Consider the following 18,930-nt stretch of genomic DNA (forward strand, 5'->3'; position numbering starts at 1 on the left):
TGCGCGCGAGTTTCGCGCGGCGAATCGGTTGCTCTGACTATGCCATGGTTGGGCTGAAAAAGTGACCGCGGGACGGCCGATCTCGCGCCGGAACGCCGCCCGCCGCAGATAGGGATTGGTTGTCCGATCCGGGAGGCCGCCGTCAAGCGCGCCGCCATGCGTCAGGGAAATCGAAGCGGTGAATTCACGCACCGGCCCGCGCCTTTGTGACTTGATGTTGCGCAAGCGGCTGGCATAGCTGTTTTCAGGCTAGAATCCCAAAAGAGGTTTCAGCCGGAACAGGGGCGGGGAAGGCATTCAATTGATGGAAGAATTTGCGCACGCGCTGGCGAACTACGTGCGCGATCATCAGGCTTGGGCGGCACCGATCGTGCTGGTGCTGGCGTTCGCGGAATCGCTTGCTTTCGTCTCCCTGCTGGTTCCGGCCTGGGGGGCGTTGATCGCGATCGGCGCCCTGATCGGCGTTTCCGGCATCAGCTTCTGGCCGGTCTGGATTGCCGGCGGCATTGGTGCCGCGCTCGGCGACTGGGTCTCCTACTGGTTCGGTTACCGCTACAAGGAGCACGTCGCGCAGATGTGGCCCTTGTCGAAATACCCGGAAATCCTGCCGCGCGGCGAAGCCTTCGTGCGCGACTGGGGCGTGCCGAGCATTTTCATCGGCCGCTTCTTCGGGCCGTTGCGCGCATCGGTGCCGCTCGCGGCCGGCATTTTCGAGATGTCATACTGGCCGTTCCAGATCGCCAATTTCGTCTCTGCGCTGTTGTGGTCGGGCGTGCTGTTGCTGTTCGGCGACGTCATGGCAAGGCTCGCGGAATTGATTTGGCGGGCCTTCTGAGGCGGCGGAATAAGCCTGCAAGGCAGGGGTTAGCCGGGAAGACGAGAGGCGCTGCCGTCGCATCGCCGTCATCGCCTTGGGGCTAGAACGCTGACAGATTCCGCCGCAATATCAGGCAAGGCGGAGGACACCAGCGAACCGCCACCGATTCACCGGGAGGTCATCACATGCAATTCACACGACGTCACATCCTGGCGGGAACGGCCGGCCTTGCCGCCACCCCGCTGCTGCCTGCCATCTCCGCCAACGCGGCGGCTCCGTTGGCCGAAAAGCAGGCGCCGAGCTTTTATCGCTACAAGGTCGGCGATGCCCAGGTCACCGTCATCTCCGACGGCATCAACACCTTTGCGCTGCCCGAGACCTTCGTTCTCAATGCGAAAAAGGATGAGGTGAACACTGCCCTCGACAAGGCGTTTTTGCCGAAAGACAAGGTGAGCATCCACTTTGCGCCGCTGGTGATCAACACCGGCGGCAAACTGGTGGTGCTCGACACCGGCAACGGCCCGGGCGCCTTCGCTTCCAGCAAGGGCAATGTCGGGCAATTCGCCAGCAATCTGGCCGCCGCCGGCATCGACCCCAAGTCGATCGACATGGTGGTGATCTCGCACTTCCACGGCGACCACATCAACGGCCTGCTCACCGCGGAGAACGTGCTCGCGTTCCCGAATGCCGAGGTGTTGGTGCCGGCCGTGGAGTGGAAATACTTCATGGACGACGGCGAGATGGGCAAGCAGACCTCTGATCGCATGAAGGGCGTGTTCGCCAATGCTCGCCGTGTGTTCGATGCCGGCCTGAAGAAGAAGGTGACGCCGTACGAGCACGGCAAGGACGTCGCGCCGGGCTTGCAGGCCGTAGCCACGCTCGGCCACACCCCCGGCCATACCTCGTTCATCCTCTCGTCGGGCCCGGACAAGATCTTCATCCAGTCCGACGTCACCAACCACCCGGCGTTGTTCGTCAGCAATCCGGGCTGGCACCTGATGTTCGACCAGGACCCGCAGATGGCGGAAGCCACCCGCCGCAAGGTCTATGACATGCTGGTGGCGGACAAGATGCGGGTGCAGGGCTTCCACTATCCGTTCCCGGCAATGGGCTATGTGGAGAAGGACGGCACCGGCTATCGGCTGGTCGCCGCGCCGTGGAATCCGACCCTGTAAGCCCACCTCTGCTCCGAGCGTGATGAAAGGCCGCTCCCGAAGCGGGGCGGCCTTTCGCATTTTGCCTTGACGGGACGGGGAACCGGCCTTATGACCCGCGGCCATGAAAAACGGTCTGACCATCGCCATCGCCCGCCGTCGCCGCGCCACCGCGGTACGGGCGATCGTTTGCGTCTGACGATCGTTCCCCTGCCGCCGGATCCATCCCGCGGCTTCCCTCCAGGCACATACCGCGGTTTGATCTGGCGGCTCCCTTCGTCGAAGCAGGAGTTTGCAAGATGTATACGCCGCCGATGTTCAAGTCCGACCGCGCCGCAAGCCTGGCGTTTGCGGAAGCGCGCGGATTCGGCACCGTCTGCGCATGGAACGGCAAGCGCCCGGTCGGCTCAAGCCTGCCGTTCTATTTGAGCTATGCCGAGGACGGCACGCCGCTGGCGCTGTTTCACGTTGCCCGTCACAATCCGCTGGTAAAGCTGGCGGACAGTGTGACGCCATGGATGCTCGCGGTGAACGGCGCGGATGCCTATGTAACGCCCGACTGGTACGTATCGGTCGATCAGGTGCCGACCTGGCTCTATCAGGCGGTGCACCTGACCGGGCCGGTGCGGACGCTCAGCGACGACGAGCTCGTGGTGCAGATCGATACGCTGAGCGCCAAGTTCGAGGACTGGATGGCGCCGAAAAAGCCGTGGACCTCGGCCAAGATGACGGCCGCGCGGCTGGAAGCGCTGAAGAAAGGCATCGTGGGTCTTTCCATGCGGGTCGAGGACGTCGAAAGCAGCTTCAAGCTGAACCAGCACAAGTCCGAGGCCGACTATGCGGCGGTCGCCAATGGCCTTGCCGCGATGCCCGACCATGGTTCGCAAACCATCGCGCAGTTGATGCGCGATACCCGGCCGCAAGCCTTTGCCGCAACAACGAACGAAACAGCCTCGCTCGAAGGGAGCATGTGATGAGCCTCTCCGAAACCCACCAGCCAAAAGCTGCGACTTCGGCCGCGAAAGCCACCGTGTTCGTCGACGGCGCCTCCGGCACCACCGGCCTCGGCATCGCCGAACGGCTGCGGTTGCAGAACGACATCGCAGTCAAGAACATCGCGGAAGAAAAGCGCAAGGATACGAACGCCAAGAAGGCGCTGATGGAGGAGGTCGATCTCGTTATCCTCTGCCTGCCCGACGATGCGGCGAAGGAAACCGTTGCGCTGGTGGACAGCATGGGCGCCAAGGCGCCAAAGGTGCTGGACGCCTCGACGGCCTTCCGGGTCGCGCCCGACTGGGCGTACGGCTTTGCCGAACTCGCGCCGGATCAGGCCGACAAGATCAAGTCGGCCAACAAGGTCTCCAATCCCGGCTGCTATCCGACCGGCGGCATCGCGCTGCTGCGGCCGCTGGTCGATGCCGGCCTGCTGCCGGCGGATTATCCCGTCACCATCAACGCCGTCAGCGGCTATTCCGGCGGCGGCAAGTCGATGATCCAGAGTTTTGAGGACGGCTCGGCGCCTTCCTTCGAGCTCTATGGCCTCGGCTTCGAGCACAAGCATCTGCCGGAAACGCAGCTTTACTCAAAACTGACGCGGCGGCCGATCTTCGTGCCGTCGGTCGGCAATTATCGTCAGGGCATGCTGGTCTCGGTGCCGCTGCACCTCGACACGCTGCCGGGCAAGCCGAGCGGGGCCGACCTGCACGCGGCGCTCGCCAAGCGCTACGCCGGAAGCAAATACGTCTCGGTCATGCCATCAGACAATGACGCGGCCAAGGGCGGACGGATCGAGCCGGAAGCGCTGAACGAGACCAACATGCTCGAGCTCTACGTCTTCGCCAGCGACAAGCACCGCCAGGCGGTGCTGGTCGCGCGGCTCGACAATCTCGGCAAGGGCGCCTCGGGTGCGGCCGTGCAGAACATGCGGCTGATGCTGGGGCTGCCGGACAAGTAGCGGAAAGCGCCGGTGGATCACGACACGCTGCAATTCTACCGGCGCAACGCCGAAGCCTATGCGCAGCGCGAGATCACCTCGCGCCGCGAGCGGATGGGTAGATTTCTCGCTGACTTGCCGCCCAACGCAACCATCCTCGAACTTGGATGCGGGGCGGGCGGGGACACCGCGGAAATGATCGCGCGCGGCTTCGATGTTCGCGCCACCGACGGTTCGCCGGAAATGGCGGCCGTTGCGTCGAAACGTCTTGGCCGCCCGGTCGAGACGCTGCTGTTTCACGAGATAGATGCGGTCGGAGCATACGATGCCGTCTGGGCCAATGCCTGCCTGCTGCACGTTCCGCGTGACCAGCTTGTCGGTATCCTGGCGCTGATCTGGCGCGCGCTCAAAAGCGATGGCCGCTTCTTTGCCAGCTACAAGACCGGCGAGGCCGAGGGACGCGATCAGCTTGATCGGTACTACAATTATCCCTCGGAAGAATGGCTGCGTTCCACTTATGCCAAGGCGGGAGACTGGAGTGCGCTTGGCATCGAGAGCGGCGACGTCAAAGGCTTCGACGGCATGATGGCGCCCATGCTGTTCGCTGTTGCGCGAAAGCGTGGAGGAACGCCTTCAAAGGTATGAATTCCTGATCATTGACGAGGCCTTCAACTCGTCGGCGCTGCCTTTCATGGTGACTTCGCCGAGGTCCATGACATAGCCGTATTCGGCGACGTCGAGCGCCATCGCGGCATTCTGCTCGACCAGCAGGACCGCAGTGCCCTCGGCCCTGATCTGACGGACGATGTCGAAGATTTCCTCGACGATCTTCGGCGCCAGACCCAGCGACGGCTCGTCGAGCAGCAGGATCGAGGGTCGCCCCATCAGCGCCCGGGCGATCGCCAGCATCTGCTGCTCGCCGCCGGAAAGGGTTCGGGCCGGCTGCGCGGTGCGCTTGCGCAAGGCCGGGAAGATCGTCAGCAGGCGCTCGCATTCGGCGTCGAGCTGATGCGAGCGGCGGCGCAAGAAGCCGCCGAGCCGCAGATTGTCTTCGACGCTCAGTGTCAGGAACAATTCGCGCTGTTCGGGCACCAGTGCGACGCCCGCCTTCAGCGCGCGGTCCGGCGTCGCATTGGGCAGCGGATGGCCGTTCAACTCGATCGTGCCGGAGCTGCGCTCCAGCAATCCGACGATCGACTTCAAAAGGGTGGACTTGCCGGCGCCGTTGGCTCCCAAGAGAGCAATCACGGCGCCCTGTGGGACATCGAGGCTGACGCCCTGTAGCACCGTCTTGTTGCCGTAGCCGGCATGGAGGTCACGAACCGACAGCATGGGCCGCTTTCTCCCCGAGATAGGCTGCGATCACGTCGGGCGAACGGCGCACGGCATCCGGCGTTCCTTCGGCGATCTTGCGGCCGAAATTGAGCACGGCGATGCGGTCCGAGATCGCCATCACCAGCGGCATCACGTGATCGATCACCAGGATCGAGATCTGCCGCTGCGCGCGCAGATCGAGCAGGATGCGATTGAGCGCATCGATTTCGGCGGCGCGAAGGCCCGCGGCGGGCTCGTCGAGCAGCAGCAACCCCGGCCGCGTCGCCAGCGCACGCGCGATCTCCAGCCGCCGCTGCTTGCCGAACGGCAACGTCGCTGCCGCCTCGTTCTCGTCGCCGGCAAGGCCAACCAGCGCGAGCAATTCCCGAGCCTCATCGCGCGCGGATGTTTCGATCTGCCGGTAGTGCCGGCCTTGCCACGCTGCCGTCACGCCGCCATAGGCGTAAAAGCGATCGAGGCTGATCATGACATTCTCGAGCGCGGTCATTTCGCCGAACAGTTCGGTGTTTTGAAAGGTGCGCGCGATGCCGCGGCGGGTGATGGCGTGTGGAGTGCGGCCGTCGATGCGTTCGCCCCGGAACAGGATGCTGCCGCCGGAGGCAGTATAGAGCCCGGTGATGACGTTGAGCAGCGTGCTCTTGCCGGCGCCGTTGGGACCGATCACCGCCTGAATGGAACCTGGCGCCACTTCCAGTGTAACGGAATCGAGCGCCACCAGGCCGCCGAAGCGGACGCTGACGTTCTCGATGCGGAGCAGGGCCTCGGTCATGGTTTTGGCCCCGTGGTCCGATGCAGCAACGCGCCGGCCTGACGCAGCCATGGCAGGCTCGACAATCCGTTGGGACGCAGCACGATGAAGCCGAGCAGCAGCAGCGCAAACACCAGTCCGAGATAGGACTGGAACGCTTGCAGGTAATTCGGCAACAGCACGAACACGGCACTGCCGATCACCGCGCCTGTTGGTGACGTCATGCCGCCGACCACGGCGATGGCGAGGAAATAGATCGCGTAGGTGATGCCGTATTGGGCCGGATCGAGGTAGGTCGACAGCGGCGCCAGCAGGCCGCCGGCGACCGCGCCGAGAAAGGCGCTGGCGGCGAATGCGGCGGCCTTGTAGCGCAGCACGTCGAGCCCCATCGCCTCTGCGGCCGTCTCGCTCTGGCGGATCGCGGTCAGCGCCCGCCCGAACCGCGACGCGATCAGGTTCTGCGCGGTCAGGATGAACAGCGCCGTCACCGGCACGATCACATAATAGAGCTCACGACCGCTCGTGAGCGCGCGGCCCATGATTTCGAACGGCGGCACCGCCATGCCGGCGGCGCCACCCGTCAGCGCTTCCCAATGGATCAAGGCAAGCTGGACGATGGCGGTGACGGCGAGCGTGGCCAGTGCAAGGTAATGGCCGGCCACGCGCAGCGTCATCTGGCCGAGCAGGAAGCCGAGCCCTGCGACCACCACCGCCACCACGGGAATGCCCGCCCACAGCGGCACGCCCCAGGACGCCGCCAGAATCGAAGCCCCGTAACCGCCGAGCGCGACGAAAGCGGACTGGGCCAGCGAAATCTGTCCGGCCAGACCAGTCACGACCACCAGCCCGAGCACCGCCAGCGCCGTTCCGGCGATCAGGCAGATCTGAAACAGATAGAACTCTGGCAGCAGTTGCGGCGCGGCGAAGAAGGCCAGAATGGCGGCGGCGAACAGCAGGGGGCGAAGCGGCATGGCGCTATACCTTCTTGACCAGCAAGCCGCCGAGCAACCCTTGCGGCCGGATCAGGATGACGGCGATCAGGATGCCGTAGCTGATCATGTCCTTGAGCGCGCTCGAGATGTAGGTGCCCACCAGCGCTTCGAGGATGCCGAGCAGGATGCCGCCCAATACGGCGCCGGGCAGGCTGTTGAAGCCGCCGAGCACAGCGGCGGTAAATCCCTTGATGCCGATCAAGCCCATGTCGGGCGACAGCGTCAGCAGCGGCGCCACCAGCACGCCGGCGACCGTCGCCAGTACGGACGCGACCACCCAGATCAGCAGGAACACATGCGAGACGCGTACGCCGATCAGGCTGGCGCCGATGCGATTGTCGCAGGCGGCCATGATCGCCTTGCCGAACAGCGTCTTCTCGAACAGCAGAAACAGGATGGCGAGAATCCCGAGCGAGACGCCGACGATGGCGAGATTGGCCGGCACCACGAGAACGCCGCCGACGGGAACCGCGGTCTGCGACAGCAGGAACGGAAACGGCCAGGCATTCGGTCCCATGAAGGCGCGCACGAATTCGCGCAGCACGGTGCCGAGCGCAAGGCTGGCGATGATCTTCGCCAGCAGCGAGGCGTTTCGCAGCGGCCACATGAAGCCGCCATAGATCAGCGCGCCGAGCAGCGCGGACACGACAAGCGCGATGAAGACCGCCGGCCAGAACGGCAATCCGGTCACCGCCATCTGGGCGATCAGCACCAGATAGGCCCCGAACGTCACTTGATCGCCGTAGCCGAAATGAACCACGCCGGTGCCCTTGTGGATCAGCACGAATCCAAGCGCGATCAGCGCGTAGACCGCGCCCGCCGTCACCGAGCTTACGAGGACCTGCGCCAGCATCGGATCACAGCGCCGCGATACCCTTGATTTCGATCAGCGCGTCCGGACGCACCAGCCCGCTCACCACAACGCCGGTCGCAGCGGGCCAGGGCGGTCCCTTGAACAGTTCGCGCCGCAGGCTCGCGGTCTTCTTGTAGTCGTCCAGCGACAGCACGTAGTCGGTGGTCTCTACGAGGTTGCGGAGGTCGCCGCCGACGCTGCGCAGAACGATCTCGAATTTCTCGAAGATCCTGCGGGTCTGCGCCACGATATCGCCGGGGCCGACGATGGTCACGCCGTCGTCGGCGGTAGCCGTGGTGCCCGAGAGGAACACAAGGTTGCCGACGCGCACCGCCGGAGAGAAGGTGAGGCGCTCGGGCCAGTTGGGGTTCGGGATGATGGGCGTGTAGGTCGGCATGTGTCCTCCTGGGTTCAGCGCTGACGCAGGGCGAAGCGCTGTATCTTGCCGGTCTCGGTCTTCGGCAGTGCGTCGACATATTCGATCAGCCGCGGATATTGATGCTTGCCGACGGTGGATTTGACGGCGTGCACCAGTTCGTCCGACAAGGCATCGCTGCCCGTGAAACCGGGACGCAGCACCACGAAGGCCTTGACGACCTGTCCGCGCATTTCGTCCGGCTTGCCGATCACGGCGGCCTCGGCCACGGCGGGATGCTTGAGCAGGGCGCTTTCAACCTCGAACGGCCCGATCCGGTAGCCCGCACTCTTGATCATGTCGTCGGCGCGGCCCTCGAACCAGAAGTAACCGTCTTCATCGCGCCGTCCGAGATCGCCGGTGACGATCCAGCCGTTGCGCACCAGTTCGCGGGTGGCGGCGGGATCGTTCCAGTAATTCAGCCAGTAGCGGCAATCGGGATCGGATCGCTTGGCGATGAAGCCGACTTCGCCGGCCGGGCATTCATTGCCGTGCTCGTCCACAATAGCCATGCGGAATCCCGGCGCCGGCAATCCCATCGAACCCGGCTTCACCGCCATCGCGACGGCATTGTGATTGCCGATCGGCAGCGCATATTCGGTGGCGCCGAAATGATCCATCGGCGTCAGCGACCAGACCCGCTGAAAGGATTCCACGACTTTGGAGTTGAGCGGTTCGCCGCAACTCGATATCGCATGCAGCTTGGTCCGGCGCGCCTTCAATTGTGCGTCGTCGAGCACCAGCACGCTGCGCAGCAACGTCGGCGTGGTCGCGAGGTTAGTGACGCCGTAGCGTTCGAGCACCGACAGGAAGATTTCGGCGGTCGGATTTTGCTCCACGCAAATTACGGTGGCCCCGGTCGCGAAGGCGCCGAGATAGCACACGAAACCATATCCCCAGCCGGGATCGCCGGTCGGCCACAGGACGTCGTCGGGCCGCAGATCGAGGCCGGTGGAGATGTAGGGCGCGATCGCGGCCAGGAAATTGACGGCGATAGTGCCGCCTTTCGGCTGGCCGGTCGAGCCTGATGTGTAGATCAGCGCCGCGGCATCGTCGCGGTCGCGCAGCACGCAGTCGAAGCGCGCGGATTGCTTTGGCAGTTCCTGCGCCAGGTCGATCCATGATTCCGGCACTGTTTTGTCCGGCTGCATCACGCAGATGACCTGTGCGGTGACGTCCGCCGGGACCTGATGCGACACCGCCGCGTGGGTCACCAGAACGCTGGCGCCGCAATGGTCGAGACGAAACTTGACGGCATCGGGCCCGAAGCCCGTGAACACGGGCACATAGACCGCGCCCACCTTCAGCGCGCCGATGATGGCAATCAGCACCTCCGGCCCGCGCGGCATCAATCCGGCGACGCGGTCGCCCGGTGAGATGTCGAGGCTGCGTAGCAGATTGGCAAACCGGTTGCTGGCTTCCGAGAGGTCCTTGTAAGTCAGCCGCCGTTCATTGCCGGCAAGATCGACCGCGATCAGGGCGAGGCGGCCGCTGTCGGCGTGGCGATCGACGATCGAGTTTCCGAGCGAAACCTTCTCGCCGTCCTTCCAGCCGAGTGCTTTGCGCACCTTGGCCCAGTCGAATTTCGCGACCGCTTCAGCATAGGTCTCAGCCGGCATGCGGCAACCCTGAGCTGGCGGCCGACTTGCACAGCAGCATGTAGACGTGGTGGCCCTGTAGCACGACATCTCCCGCCTGATTGGTCAGCGTAACGTCGAAGCGCACCACCGCGCTGTCGCGTCCCGGCTTGCGGGCGATCGACGCCACCACGAAATGGCTGGTCAGGACGTCGTCCACGAACACCGGCTTGATGAACCGGCCGGCCTGGTCGAGGAACGCCACCATCGAATCCTCGAAGCGATGCGACATTGCGGTCGCGCCGAACGCGGTCATCGACATCACGAGCAATCCATGCGCCAGCCGCTTGCCGAACCGGGTCTTGGCGGCATAGGCATCGTCATAATGAATGGGATGATCGTCACCGGTGAAGTCGGCGAACGCCTTGAACGCGGCGTCGCCGACCGTGCGCGGTTCGCCGCCGAATTTCTGACCGATGGTCAGATCGTCGGCGAACAGTTGTGTCTGGTCTGAGCTCACGGCGGCGTTCACTTTGCAGCCTGATCCTCGGCTCGGACCACCGCCGGCAGCAGCTTGCGGCTGAGATCGGGCTGGATCTCGACGATGCGGGCCGACTGGTTGCCTTCGCGTTCGGTGGCGCTGAAGGTGGTCGGCAGCGTGAGATCGGTCTCAAATCCCTTCAACGACTCCAGCGCCTTGATGAAGCCCGCCTGGGTGAGCTGGGGGCCGGCGCGCTTCAGGCCCTCGATGAACACCTGGGCGCCGCCATAACCGAGCACGTCGCCGAGGTCGGGACGGCCCTGTCGGGCGAGGTCCGGAAAGCGCTGTTCGAACGCGGTGCGGAATTTGACCGCGGCAGGATCGTCGCCTTCGGGAAGCACTTTTAGCGTGACGATGTTCTGGGTGCCGGCGGCGGCTTCACCGACGATCTTCGGGTATGCGCGGCTGCCGGCGGAGTTGGCGCCCATCACGGTCGCCTTCAGCCCGAGCTGCTTGGCCTGCCGGGTGATGATGGCGGAAGGATTGGGATAGCCGTACACGATCAGCACGTCCGGCGCCGCATCGGCCCGGTGCGGAACACCATCGGGATCGGCGGCTCGGTGACGGCGGGGGTGGAGAACACCGAAATGAAGGTCGGCGTCTTGGAAAGCTTGAACGTCGGGACCAGCGCCTGGCCGACGGCGCTGGCAGCGGGCCCATAGACGGCGAACACCTGGTCCTGATCGACCAGTTTCTTGTAGGCCGCGATGCCCTTGGGCGGCGAGGACTCGTCGTCGAGCGACACCCATTCGATCTTGCGGCCGTTGACGCCGCCGGCGGCATTGGCCTCCTCGAAGGCGATGGTCGCGCCGGCGAGATTGCCGGTGCCGAACACGGCGAGCGGGCCGCTCAGGCTGCCGAGAATGCCGACCTTGATCGACTTGTCGGTGACGCCGGGCTCCGCGCGTACCTCACCTGCCAGCAACAGCATCGCAACGCCGCAGACACCGGCCGCCGCGCGCTTCAGGGCCTGGCGACGGTCAGAAGGGTAATCGCTCATCGACATCTCCATTTCTCAATAATCGGAAAGATTTCTTGATTATTGAGAAGGCTAGGGCTAGGGATTTGTGATGTCAATGCGACAGGAGAGGCAGTTCGTGGCCAATAAATCGGCAAAAACAGCGGTGGAGGCGTCACCGCTCGAGCGTTATTTCAGGGCGCTCGAGGCGGTCGCGATTTCAGCAAATGGCGCCAGCGTTTCGGAGATCGCGCAAAGCTGTAATCTGCCGCTCGGCACCGCGCATCGGTTGCTACAGAACCTGCTGCGCGCGGGATTACTGGCCAACAATGGCGGCAGGCGGAAAGACTATCAGCTCGGTGAGCGGATGCTGCGGCTGTTGCATGCCGGGACGGATGCGTCGCGGCTGGCGATCGCGGTGCAGCCCGTGCTGGACCATCTCGCCAACCAGTTCGACGACACCTGTTACCTGGCGCGATTGGTGGGAACGCAGGTGGTTTCCGTGGCGTGGGCGGCGCCGAGCGGCGGACTGCGCGGGCACGTCGTGCCCGGACACATTCTGGCGCCGCACGTCGCGGCATCGGCCAAGGCGATCCTCGCCTTTCAATCCGATGGGCTGATCGATCGCGTGCTGTCGGCGCCGCTTCCGAGACTGACGTCCGAGACCAAGGTCGATCGCGACGAGATCAACCGCGAATACGCGGCTGTGCGCCGGAGAAAATACGCCACCTGCTGGAACGAGATGGAGATCGGTTTTGGGGCGATCGCGGTGCCGATACCGATCGCCGACGCGGGGGTGATCTACAGCGTCGGCACGGCCGGCTTTATCGACCGGGTGAAGCGGCGGCCGGTCGCGCAATCCGTGGCGATGCTACAGGAGGCGGTCGAGCAACTGGGCAGGGCGCTGCGCGAGCCCTCGGCCAAATAGCTGGAACGCGACGACCGGTAAGCCGAACTTGCGTCGGTCAAAGCACCTTGAAGATCGCCAGCGCCAGCACGGCCTGCGCCAGGAAGCCGACGGTGAAGGCGAGCGTGCGGAACACCGGCAGGCCGATCGTGTATACGATCAGATGCGCCACGCGCGACCAGAAATAGACGGCGCAGGCCAGCGCGGTCCATTTCGTCGAATAGTCGAGATCGCTCAGGATCAGCACCAGCGGTGCGAACACGACGAGATTTTCCACCGCATTGTCGTGCGCGAACATCAGGCGGTTGGCCCAGTCGGCCTGCGGCTTGTCGTTGCGCGAGGGATTGGCCATGGCGCCGGCGAGGCCGCGCACCTGACAGCGGTTGATGATGTAGGGGACCCACAACAGGCCGGTGAGGATCACCGTCAGCGTCAGCCAGAACAATTCGCGCGTCATCGCTTCCCCCTAACTGATTTCGATTCCCGGTGCGGGATATCCGTTTATAGCCAAGCGCGCCGCTTCGCGCTACGCGCGGACCCGCACATAGCTGCCGGGCGCATCCTCGATCGGCGGCAGCACCTCGCCGACCGCGCGGGCCGGGACTTTTTCGGGGTCGATGTTTTCCAGCCACGCGCGCCAGTCCGGCCACCACGAGCCCTTGTGCTCCTGTGCGCCCTTGATCCAGTCGGCCAGCTTGATGTCCCTGATGTTGTCGTTGGTCCAGTACTGATACTTGCCCGACGACGGCGGATTAACGACGCCCGCGATATGGCCCGAGCCTGACAGCACATATTTCACCGGACCGCCGAAGAATTGCGAGCCGTACAGCACCGATTCCGCCGGCGCGATGTGATCCTCGCGCGTTGCCAGATTGTAGACCGGCACCTTCACCTTCGACAGGTCGAGCAGCGTGTTGTCGAGCACCATGCTGCCGGTCGACAGGCGATTGTCGAGATAGCAGTTGCGCAAATAGTAGGAATGGTTCGCCGCCGGCATGCGCGTCGCGTCGGAGTTCCAGTGCAAGAGGTCGAAGGCGGAAGGCTGCTGTCCCTTCAGGTAATTGCTGACGACATAGGACCAGATCAGATCGTTCGAGCGCAGCATGTTGAAGGCCATCGCCATCTTGCCGCCTTCCAGCACGCCGGTCGCTTCCATGTCGCGCTCGAGCGCCGAGATCTGGTCCTCGTCGACGAACACCAGCAAATCGCCGGCATGGGTGAAGTCGACCTGCGCCGCAAAGAATGTCGCCGAGGTCACGCGCTGCCGGCGCGTTTCGGCGAGATATGCCAATGTGGAAGCGAGCAGGGTGCCGCCGACGCAATAGCCGGCGGTGTGCACCTTCATCTCGCCGGTCACCCTCTCGATGACGTCCATCGCGGCGAGCGGGCCTTCCTTCATGTAGTCGGCCCAGGTCTTCTTGGCGAGCTCCTTGTCCGGATTGACCCAGGAGATCACGAACACGGTGATGCCCTGGTCGACGCACCATTTGATGTAGGATTTTTCCGGCTTCAGATCGAGGATGTAGAACTTGTTGATCCAGGGCGGCACGATCAGCAGCGGCGTCCGCAGCACGTTCTCGGTGCTCGGCGTGTACTGGATCAGTTGCATCAGATCGTTCTGGTAGATCACCTTGCCGGGCGTCGTCGCCATGTTGACGCCGACGGCGAGATTGGTCGGATCGGACTGGCGGATGCGAAGCGTGCCGCGGCCGGCCTCGATATCTTCCGCCAGCATCTTCATGCCGCGCACCAAATTGTCGCCGTTCGAGGCCAGCGTTTCGCGCAGCACTTCCGGATTGGTCAGCACGAAGTTCGACGGCGCGATCGCGTTGGAGATCTGCTGGACGTAGAACTCGGCCTTCTTGCGGGTATGCGGATCGAGCCCCTCGGCGTTCTGCACGAGGTCCTGCGCCCACTGCGTGGTCAGGAGATAAAGCTGCTTCACGAAATCGAAGAACTGGTTCGATTTCCACTCCGGATCCTGGAAGCGCTTGTCGCGCGGGGAGGCTTCGATCGCGGGTTTTGCATCTTCGCCGGCCATGCGGCGAACCGCAGAACCCCAGAGATCGAGGTAAGCCTTGCCGATCTTCAGTTGGAGATCGGCGGCGCGATCCTTGTCCGACATCCAGTATTCGGCAACCGAGCTGAAGGTCTTGATCACTTCGGCAAGTTCAGACGGCGGCTTGTCCTTGGCCTCGCCGCCCTCGCGCGGCTTGAGATAGGCAGCGAGCGCCTGGCCGCTGCTCTCCATCGCGCGCGCGATGTTCATCGCAAACGCTTCGGCGTTGAATTTCTTTTCGGTATTGGTGTCGCTCGCAACGTCAGTCATGCGGAGAACATTATCGCTTCGACAAGGCGTCGTCATCGCGCGGTGCGGTGAAGACGCGTTTGGTTAATTCATCCAATCGTGTGTTGCAGTGCGACAAAGCATCGCCTTTCTGACACATTGAAGCCGCAACGCTCCGGTCTGGTGCCGTCCAGCCTTTAACCGCTTCCGGCGACAAAGGTTTGAACGGATGTGGTAGGATACCGGCGGCCGACGTTTCGTCGCTGCAAGGCTCGTACCACCGAAGCTTGCGAGTTGGAGTTTGGGGACCGATGCCGGTGGATCGAACGATAAGGGGGCTGGCGATGGGGGTGCTGTTCGTGTCGGCACTCGCCCTCGGCGGTTGCTCGACATCGGTGGCCGATCTGCCGAGCCTCGGCACGCCGTCGGATGCGCCGCCGCGGCCGAAAGAGGCTGGTTCTTACCTTCCGGTTCACGACTTGCCGCCCGACCGCGACGAACAGGCGATGAAGCCGGCCGAACAACAGAAGATCCAGGCCGAATTGAAGGCCGCGCGAGACCGTCAGGCCACCACCGCCGCGCAAAACGGCGCCGCCAAGTAGCCCAAAACTGCTGGCAACACCGGGCGCGCGTGCTAAAACGTTGGGATTCAACGGTTTGGCGCCAGAATCGCCCTAAATCCTTGATCGAAGCGTCTTTTCGGCCCGGAATCGGTTCGGCCGCCTGACGCGATGCCTGCCGTGCCCGGAGCTCGAGACCCATGGAAGAATTCTACCGCATCCGTCGTCTGCCGCCTTATGTGTTCGAGAAGGTCAACCAGGCCAAGGCGGCCGCGCGGAACGCCGGGGCCGACATCATCGACATGGGCATGGGCAACCCGGACCTGCCGGCGCCGCCCCATGTGCTGGAGAAGCTCAAGGAGGTCCTGGGCAAGCCGCGCACCGACCGCTATTCGGCCTCCCGCGGCATCAACGGCCTGCGCAAGGCGCAAGCGGGGTATTATGCGCGCCGGTTCGGCGTGAAGCTCAATCCCGACACCCAGATCGTTGCCACGCTCGGTTCCAAGGAGGGCTTTGCCAATGTCGCGCAGGCGATCACCGCGCCGGGCGACGTCGTGCTCTGCCCGAATCCGAGCTATCCGATCCACGCCTTCGGCTTTCTGATGGCTGGCGGCGTGATCCGCTCGGTGCCGTCGGAGCCGACGCCGCAATTCTTCGAGGCGGTGGAGCGCGCGATCATCCATTCGATCCCGAAGCCGATCGCGCTGATCGTCTGCTATCCCTCCAATCCGACCGCCTATGTCGCCGATCTCGATTTCTACCGGGACCTCGTCGCCTTCGCGAAGAAGCACGACATCTTCATCCTGTCCGATCTCGCTTACGCGGAAGTTTATTTCGACGACAAGAATCCGCCGCCCTCGGTGCTCCAGGTTCCCGGCGCCATGGACGTTACCGTCGAATTCACCTCGATGTCGAAGACGTTTTCGATGGCCGGCTGGCGCATGGGCTTTGCCGTAGGCAACGAGCGCATCATCGCGGCGCTGGCGCGGGTGAAGTCCTATCTCGATTATGGCGCGTTCACGCCAGTCCAGGTGGCGGCGACCGCTGCGCTCAACGGCCCAGAGGATTGCATCCGCGAGATGCGCGAGACCTACCGCAAGCGCCGCGACGCGCTGGTCGAATCGTTCGGCCGCGCGGGGTGGGATATCCCGCCGCCGCAGGCCTCGATGTTCGCCTGGGCGCCGCTGCCGAAGGCGTTTGAGAGCATCGGCAGCATGGAATTTGCGACCCTGATGGTGGAAAAGTCTGGTGTGGTGGTTTCGCCGGGCGTTGCCTTCGGCGAGCATGGCGAGGGCTATGTCCGCATCGCCATGGTGGAAAACGAGCAGCGAATCCGGCAGGCCGCGCGCGGTGTGCGCCGCTTCCTTGAAAGCGGCATCGAAACGTTGCACAACGTGGTTCCTCTCGCCAACCGGCGCTAATCCGTTTTCTAGGTTTTTCTGTCCATGGTCGCACCCCTGAAAGTGGGTATCGCGGGGCTTGGCACCGTTGGTGCCGAAGTCGTTCGCCTGATCGAAGAGCAAGGCCGGATGCTGTCGGCGCGCAGCGGCCGCGGCGTGCGGGTGACGGCCGTCACCGCACGCTCGAAGGTCAAGAAGCGTAGCGTCGATCTGAACGGCATCGCGTGGGCCAGAAATCCGCTGGAACTGGCCAACGATCCCGACATCGATTGCTTCGTCGAGCTGATGGGCGGTGCCGGTGACCCCGCATTCTCAGCGATCGAGGCGGCGCTCAAATCCGGCAAATCGGTTGTCACCGCCAACAAGGCCCTGATTGCCAAGCATGGGGTCAGGCTGGCGAAGGCGGCCGAGAAGCACGGCGGCGCGCTCAACTACGAGGCGGCCGTGGCGGGCGGCATCCCCATCATCAAGACATTGCGCGAGGGACTTGCGGGCACAAGCGTCAATCGCGTCTACGGCATCCTCAACGGCACTTGCAACTACATCCTGACCCGGATGGAGCAGGAGGGGCTGTCCTTTGCCGAATGTTTGAAGGACGCCCAGCGCCTCGGCTACGCCGAAGCCAATCCGTCGTTCGATGTCGACGGCCACGATACCGCGCAGAAGCTGGCGATCCTGGCGAGCCTGGCCTTCGGCACCAAGGTGTCGCAGAGCGCGGTCAATGTCGAAGGCATCTCCTCGATCAAACCGGAAGATCTGCGCGCCGCCGAAGAGCTCGGCTATCGCGTCAAACTGCTCGGCGTTGCCGTGCGCACGGCCAAGGGCATAGAGCAGCGCGTGCATCCGACCATGGTGCCAAAATCGTCCTCGATCGCGCAGGTGATGGGCGTGACCAACGCCGTCACCATCGACGGCGAGGGCATTCCGCCGATCACGCTGGTCGGACCTGGCGCGGGCGGTGCCGCTACGGCGGCCTCCGTGGTCGCCGATATCGCCGACGTCGCGCGCGGCATCCGCACCACGCCGTTCGGCCGCCCGGTCGAAAAGCTGCGCGACACCCAGAAGGCGCCGATGGAGCGCCATGAAGGCGGCTATTACATCCGCCTGATGGCGCGCGATCTGCCCGGCACTGCCGCGCGCATTGCCACGCGCCTTGCCCAGCAAAAGATTTCGCTGGAATCGATCGTGCAGCGGCATCCGGATGGCGTCGATGTAAACGGGGCCGCGAAGAACGCTTCGCCGGTGCCGGTCATCCTGATCACCTACGCAACCCACGAAGATGCGGTCTACCGCGCGCTCGAAGCGGTGCAGCGCGACAAGGTGATCAGCGGCCGGCCGCAGGTGATCCGGATCGAGAAAAACTAGAGCGCCCGTTCGAACGGATTGGGGCTGAAACGATTGATATGCGGACATAAAAATCCGCCAGGAAGGCTCAAGGAGTGCTGTGATGTCGACCCATATTTCCGTTCCACCGCAATTGCTGCTCGAGCGCATTCTGACGCTCGAGATCGTGCGCGTGACGGAGCGTGCCGCAGTGTCGGCGGCGCGGCTGCGCGGCCATGGCCAGGAAAAGCCCGCCGACCAGGCGGCTGTGGATGCGATGCGCCGCGAGCTCAACAAGCTGCCGATCGAAGGCACCATCGTGATCGGCGAGGGCGAGCGTGACGAAGCGCCGATGCTGTTCATCGGCGAAAAGGTCGGCCTCAATGCCGGCCCGCAGGTCGACATCGCCGTCGATCCGCTGGAAGGCACCACGCTGTGCGCCAAGAACATGCCGGGCGCGATCGCGACCATGGCGATGGCCGATGGCGGCACGCTGCTGCATGCGCCCGACGTCTACATGGAAAAGATCGCGATCGGTCCCGGCTATGCCAAGAACGTGATCGATCTCGACGCACCGCCGGCGGAAAACATCCAGCGCCTCGCCAAGGCCAAGGGCGTGCCGGCCTCCGCGATCACCGCGCTGGTGCTCGACCGGCCGCGCCATGCCGACATCATTTCGGCGATCCGCGGCACCGGTGCCGCGGTGCGGCTGATCACCGATGGCGATGTCGCCGGCGTGATCCACACAGCTTCTCCCGAAGAGACCGGCGTCGACATCTACATGGGCACCGGCGGCGCGCCGGAGGGCGTGCTGGCCGCGGCGGCGCTCCGTTGCATCGGCGGCCAGATGCAGTGCCGGCTGGTGCTCGACACAGCAGAGAAGCGCGAGCGCGCGGCGAAGATGGGCGTCAACGACCCCCGCATGATCTACCAGATCGAGGACATGGTGAAGGGCGACTGCCTGTTCGCCGCCACCGGCGTCACGACAGGTTCGCTGCTGACCGGCGTCAAGTTCCGCAAGGATGATGTGATCGAGACCGAGACCGTGGTGATGCGCTCGGTCACCGGCACGGTCCGCTACATCAAGGCCGAGCACCGCGAGCTCAAGAAATTCCACCTCGACTGAGCAC

Annotated in this window: 21 protein-coding genes; 10 read left to right on the forward strand and 11 right to left on the reverse strand. The window is 64.2% G+C overall.

Annotated elements, in window-relative coordinates:
- Window positions 1-304: 304 nt before the first annotated feature.
- The 5 genes from JQ628_RS13775 (at window position 305) to JQ628_RS13795 (ending at window position 4,549) form a co-directional block, all read left to right on the forward strand.
- On the forward strand, window positions 305-835 hold the full coding sequence (locus tag JQ628_RS13775) for a DedA family protein (RefSeq protein WP_212223103.1): 531 nt from the start codon (window positions 305-307) through the stop codon (window positions 833-835).
- Between the two features lie 167 nt (window positions 836-1,002).
- A complete protein-coding gene (locus JQ628_RS13780) occupies window positions 1,003-1,992 on the forward strand; it encodes an MBL fold metallo-hydrolase (RefSeq protein WP_212223104.1) in 990 nt (329 codons plus the stop codon).
- A gap of 278 nt (window positions 1,993-2,270) precedes the next feature.
- On the forward strand, window positions 2,271-2,945 hold the full coding sequence (locus JQ628_RS13785) for an FMN-binding negative transcriptional regulator (protein ID WP_212223105.1): 675 nt from the start codon (window positions 2,271-2,273) through the stop codon (window positions 2,943-2,945).
- Window positions 2,945-3,925, forward strand: coding sequence for an N-acetyl-gamma-glutamyl-phosphate reductase (argC, locus tag JQ628_RS13790; protein ID WP_212223106.1), 981 nt, complete (start codon window positions 2,945-2,947; stop codon window positions 3,923-3,925). The genes JQ628_RS13785 and argC overlap by 1 nt, the downstream gene beginning before the upstream one ends.
- Before the next feature lie 12 nt (window positions 3,926-3,937).
- Complete coding sequence (locus JQ628_RS13795; protein WP_212223107.1) at window positions 3,938-4,549, forward strand: class I SAM-dependent methyltransferase; 612 nt, start codon at window positions 3,938-3,940, stop codon at window positions 4,547-4,549.
- Here the strand turns inward: JQ628_RS13795 and JQ628_RS13800 are convergent.
- Genes JQ628_RS13800 through JQ628_RS13840 form a run of 9 tightly spaced genes read right to left on the reverse strand, consistent with a single transcriptional unit; the run spans window position 4,538 to window position 11,365 of the window.
- Window positions 4,538-5,236 carry an ABC transporter ATP-binding protein gene (locus JQ628_RS13800; RefSeq protein ID WP_212223108.1) on the reverse strand — a complete coding sequence of 233 codons (699 nt, stop codon included), beginning with the start codon at window positions 5,234-5,236 and terminating at the stop codon, window positions 4,538-4,540. The genes JQ628_RS13795 and JQ628_RS13800 overlap by 12 nt on opposite strands.
- The gene (locus tag JQ628_RS13805; protein ID WP_212223109.1) at window positions 5,220-6,008 is read right to left on the reverse strand and encodes an ABC transporter ATP-binding protein; all 789 of its coding nucleotides are present in this window, start codon (window positions 6,006-6,008) and stop codon (window positions 5,220-5,222) included. Before JQ628_RS13805 ends, JQ628_RS13800 begins: the two co-directional genes overlap by 17 nt.
- Window positions 6,005-6,958, reverse strand: coding sequence for a branched-chain amino acid ABC transporter permease (locus tag JQ628_RS13810; RefSeq protein WP_212223110.1), 954 nt, complete (start codon window positions 6,956-6,958; stop codon window positions 6,005-6,007). Before JQ628_RS13810 ends, JQ628_RS13805 begins: the two co-directional genes overlap by 4 nt.
- 4 nt (window positions 6,959-6,962) lie before the next feature.
- Window positions 6,963-7,832, reverse strand: a complete 870-nt coding sequence (locus JQ628_RS13815; RefSeq protein ID WP_212223111.1) for a branched-chain amino acid ABC transporter permease — start codon at window positions 7,830-7,832, stop codon at window positions 6,963-6,965.
- 4 nt (window positions 7,833-7,836) lie between these two features.
- Complete coding sequence (locus tag JQ628_RS13820) at window positions 7,837-8,229, reverse strand: RidA family protein (protein ID WP_212223112.1); 393 nt, start codon at window positions 8,227-8,229, stop codon at window positions 7,837-7,839.
- Between the two features lie 14 nt (window positions 8,230-8,243).
- Window positions 8,244-9,866: an acyl-CoA synthetase gene (locus tag JQ628_RS13825; protein ID WP_212223113.1), complete on the reverse strand. Its 1,623-nt coding sequence runs from the start codon at window positions 9,864-9,866 to the stop codon at window positions 8,244-8,246.
- Window positions 9,856-10,344, reverse strand: coding sequence for a MaoC family dehydratase (locus JQ628_RS13830; protein ID WP_212223114.1), 489 nt, complete (start codon window positions 10,342-10,344; stop codon window positions 9,856-9,858). The genes JQ628_RS13825 and JQ628_RS13830 overlap by 11 nt, the downstream gene beginning before the upstream one ends.
- Window positions 10,345-10,352: 8 nt before the next feature.
- Window positions 10,353-10,874, reverse strand: coding sequence for an ABC transporter substrate-binding protein (locus JQ628_RS13835; RefSeq protein WP_212223115.1), 522 nt, complete (start codon window positions 10,872-10,874; stop codon window positions 10,353-10,355).
- The gene (locus JQ628_RS13840) at window positions 10,868-11,365 is read right to left on the reverse strand and encodes an ABC transporter substrate-binding protein (RefSeq protein ID WP_212223116.1); all 498 of its coding nucleotides are present in this window, start codon (window positions 11,363-11,365) and stop codon (window positions 10,868-10,870) included. The genes JQ628_RS13835 and JQ628_RS13840 overlap by 7 nt, the downstream gene beginning before the upstream one ends.
- Window positions 11,366-11,462: 97 nt before the next feature.
- On the opposite strand from JQ628_RS13840, the gene JQ628_RS13845 reads away from it, so the two are divergent.
- A complete protein-coding gene (locus tag JQ628_RS13845; RefSeq protein ID WP_212223117.1) occupies window positions 11,463-12,251 on the forward strand; it encodes an IclR family transcriptional regulator in 789 nt (262 codons plus the stop codon).
- A gap of 37 nt (window positions 12,252-12,288) precedes the next feature.
- Here the strand turns inward: JQ628_RS13845 and JQ628_RS13850 are convergent, their stop codons facing one another.
- Window positions 12,289-12,687: an MAPEG family protein gene (locus JQ628_RS13850; RefSeq protein WP_212223118.1), complete on the reverse strand. Its 399-nt coding sequence runs from the start codon at window positions 12,685-12,687 to the stop codon at window positions 12,289-12,291.
- A gap of 69 nt (window positions 12,688-12,756) precedes the next feature.
- The gene (locus tag JQ628_RS13855; protein ID WP_212223119.1) at window positions 12,757-14,559 is read right to left on the reverse strand and encodes a PHA/PHB synthase family protein; all 1,803 of its coding nucleotides are present in this window, start codon (window positions 14,557-14,559) and stop codon (window positions 12,757-12,759) included.
- Window positions 14,560-14,828: 269 nt separating this feature from the next.
- On the opposite strand from JQ628_RS13855, the gene JQ628_RS13860 reads away from it, so the two are divergent.
- From JQ628_RS13860 to glpX, 4 genes are all read left to right on the forward strand, one after another.
- Window positions 14,829-15,119 (forward strand): hypothetical protein, encoded by a 291-nt coding sequence (locus tag JQ628_RS13860; protein WP_212223120.1) that lies wholly within the window; start codon window positions 14,829-14,831, stop codon window positions 15,117-15,119.
- A 158-nt stretch (window positions 15,120-15,277) separates the two neighbouring features.
- Window positions 15,278-16,498 (forward strand): LL-diaminopimelate aminotransferase, encoded by a 1,221-nt coding sequence (locus tag JQ628_RS13865; RefSeq protein WP_212223121.1) that lies wholly within the window; start codon window positions 15,278-15,280, stop codon window positions 16,496-16,498.
- A gap of 24 nt (window positions 16,499-16,522) precedes the next feature.
- On the forward strand, window positions 16,523-17,842 hold the full coding sequence (locus JQ628_RS13870) for a homoserine dehydrogenase (RefSeq protein WP_212223122.1): 1,320 nt from the start codon (window positions 16,523-16,525) through the stop codon (window positions 17,840-17,842).
- Between the two features lie 82 nt (window positions 17,843-17,924).
- Entirely contained in the window at window positions 17,925-18,926 is a 1,002-nt protein-coding gene (gene glpX, locus JQ628_RS13875) for a class II fructose-bisphosphatase (protein WP_212223123.1), read from the forward strand.
- Window positions 18,927-18,930: the final 4 nt, after the last annotated feature.

The organism is Bradyrhizobium lablabi, assembly GCF_018129385.1.
Taxonomy (GTDB): Bacteria; Pseudomonadota; Alphaproteobacteria; order Rhizobiales; family Xanthobacteraceae; genus Bradyrhizobium; species Bradyrhizobium lablabi_C.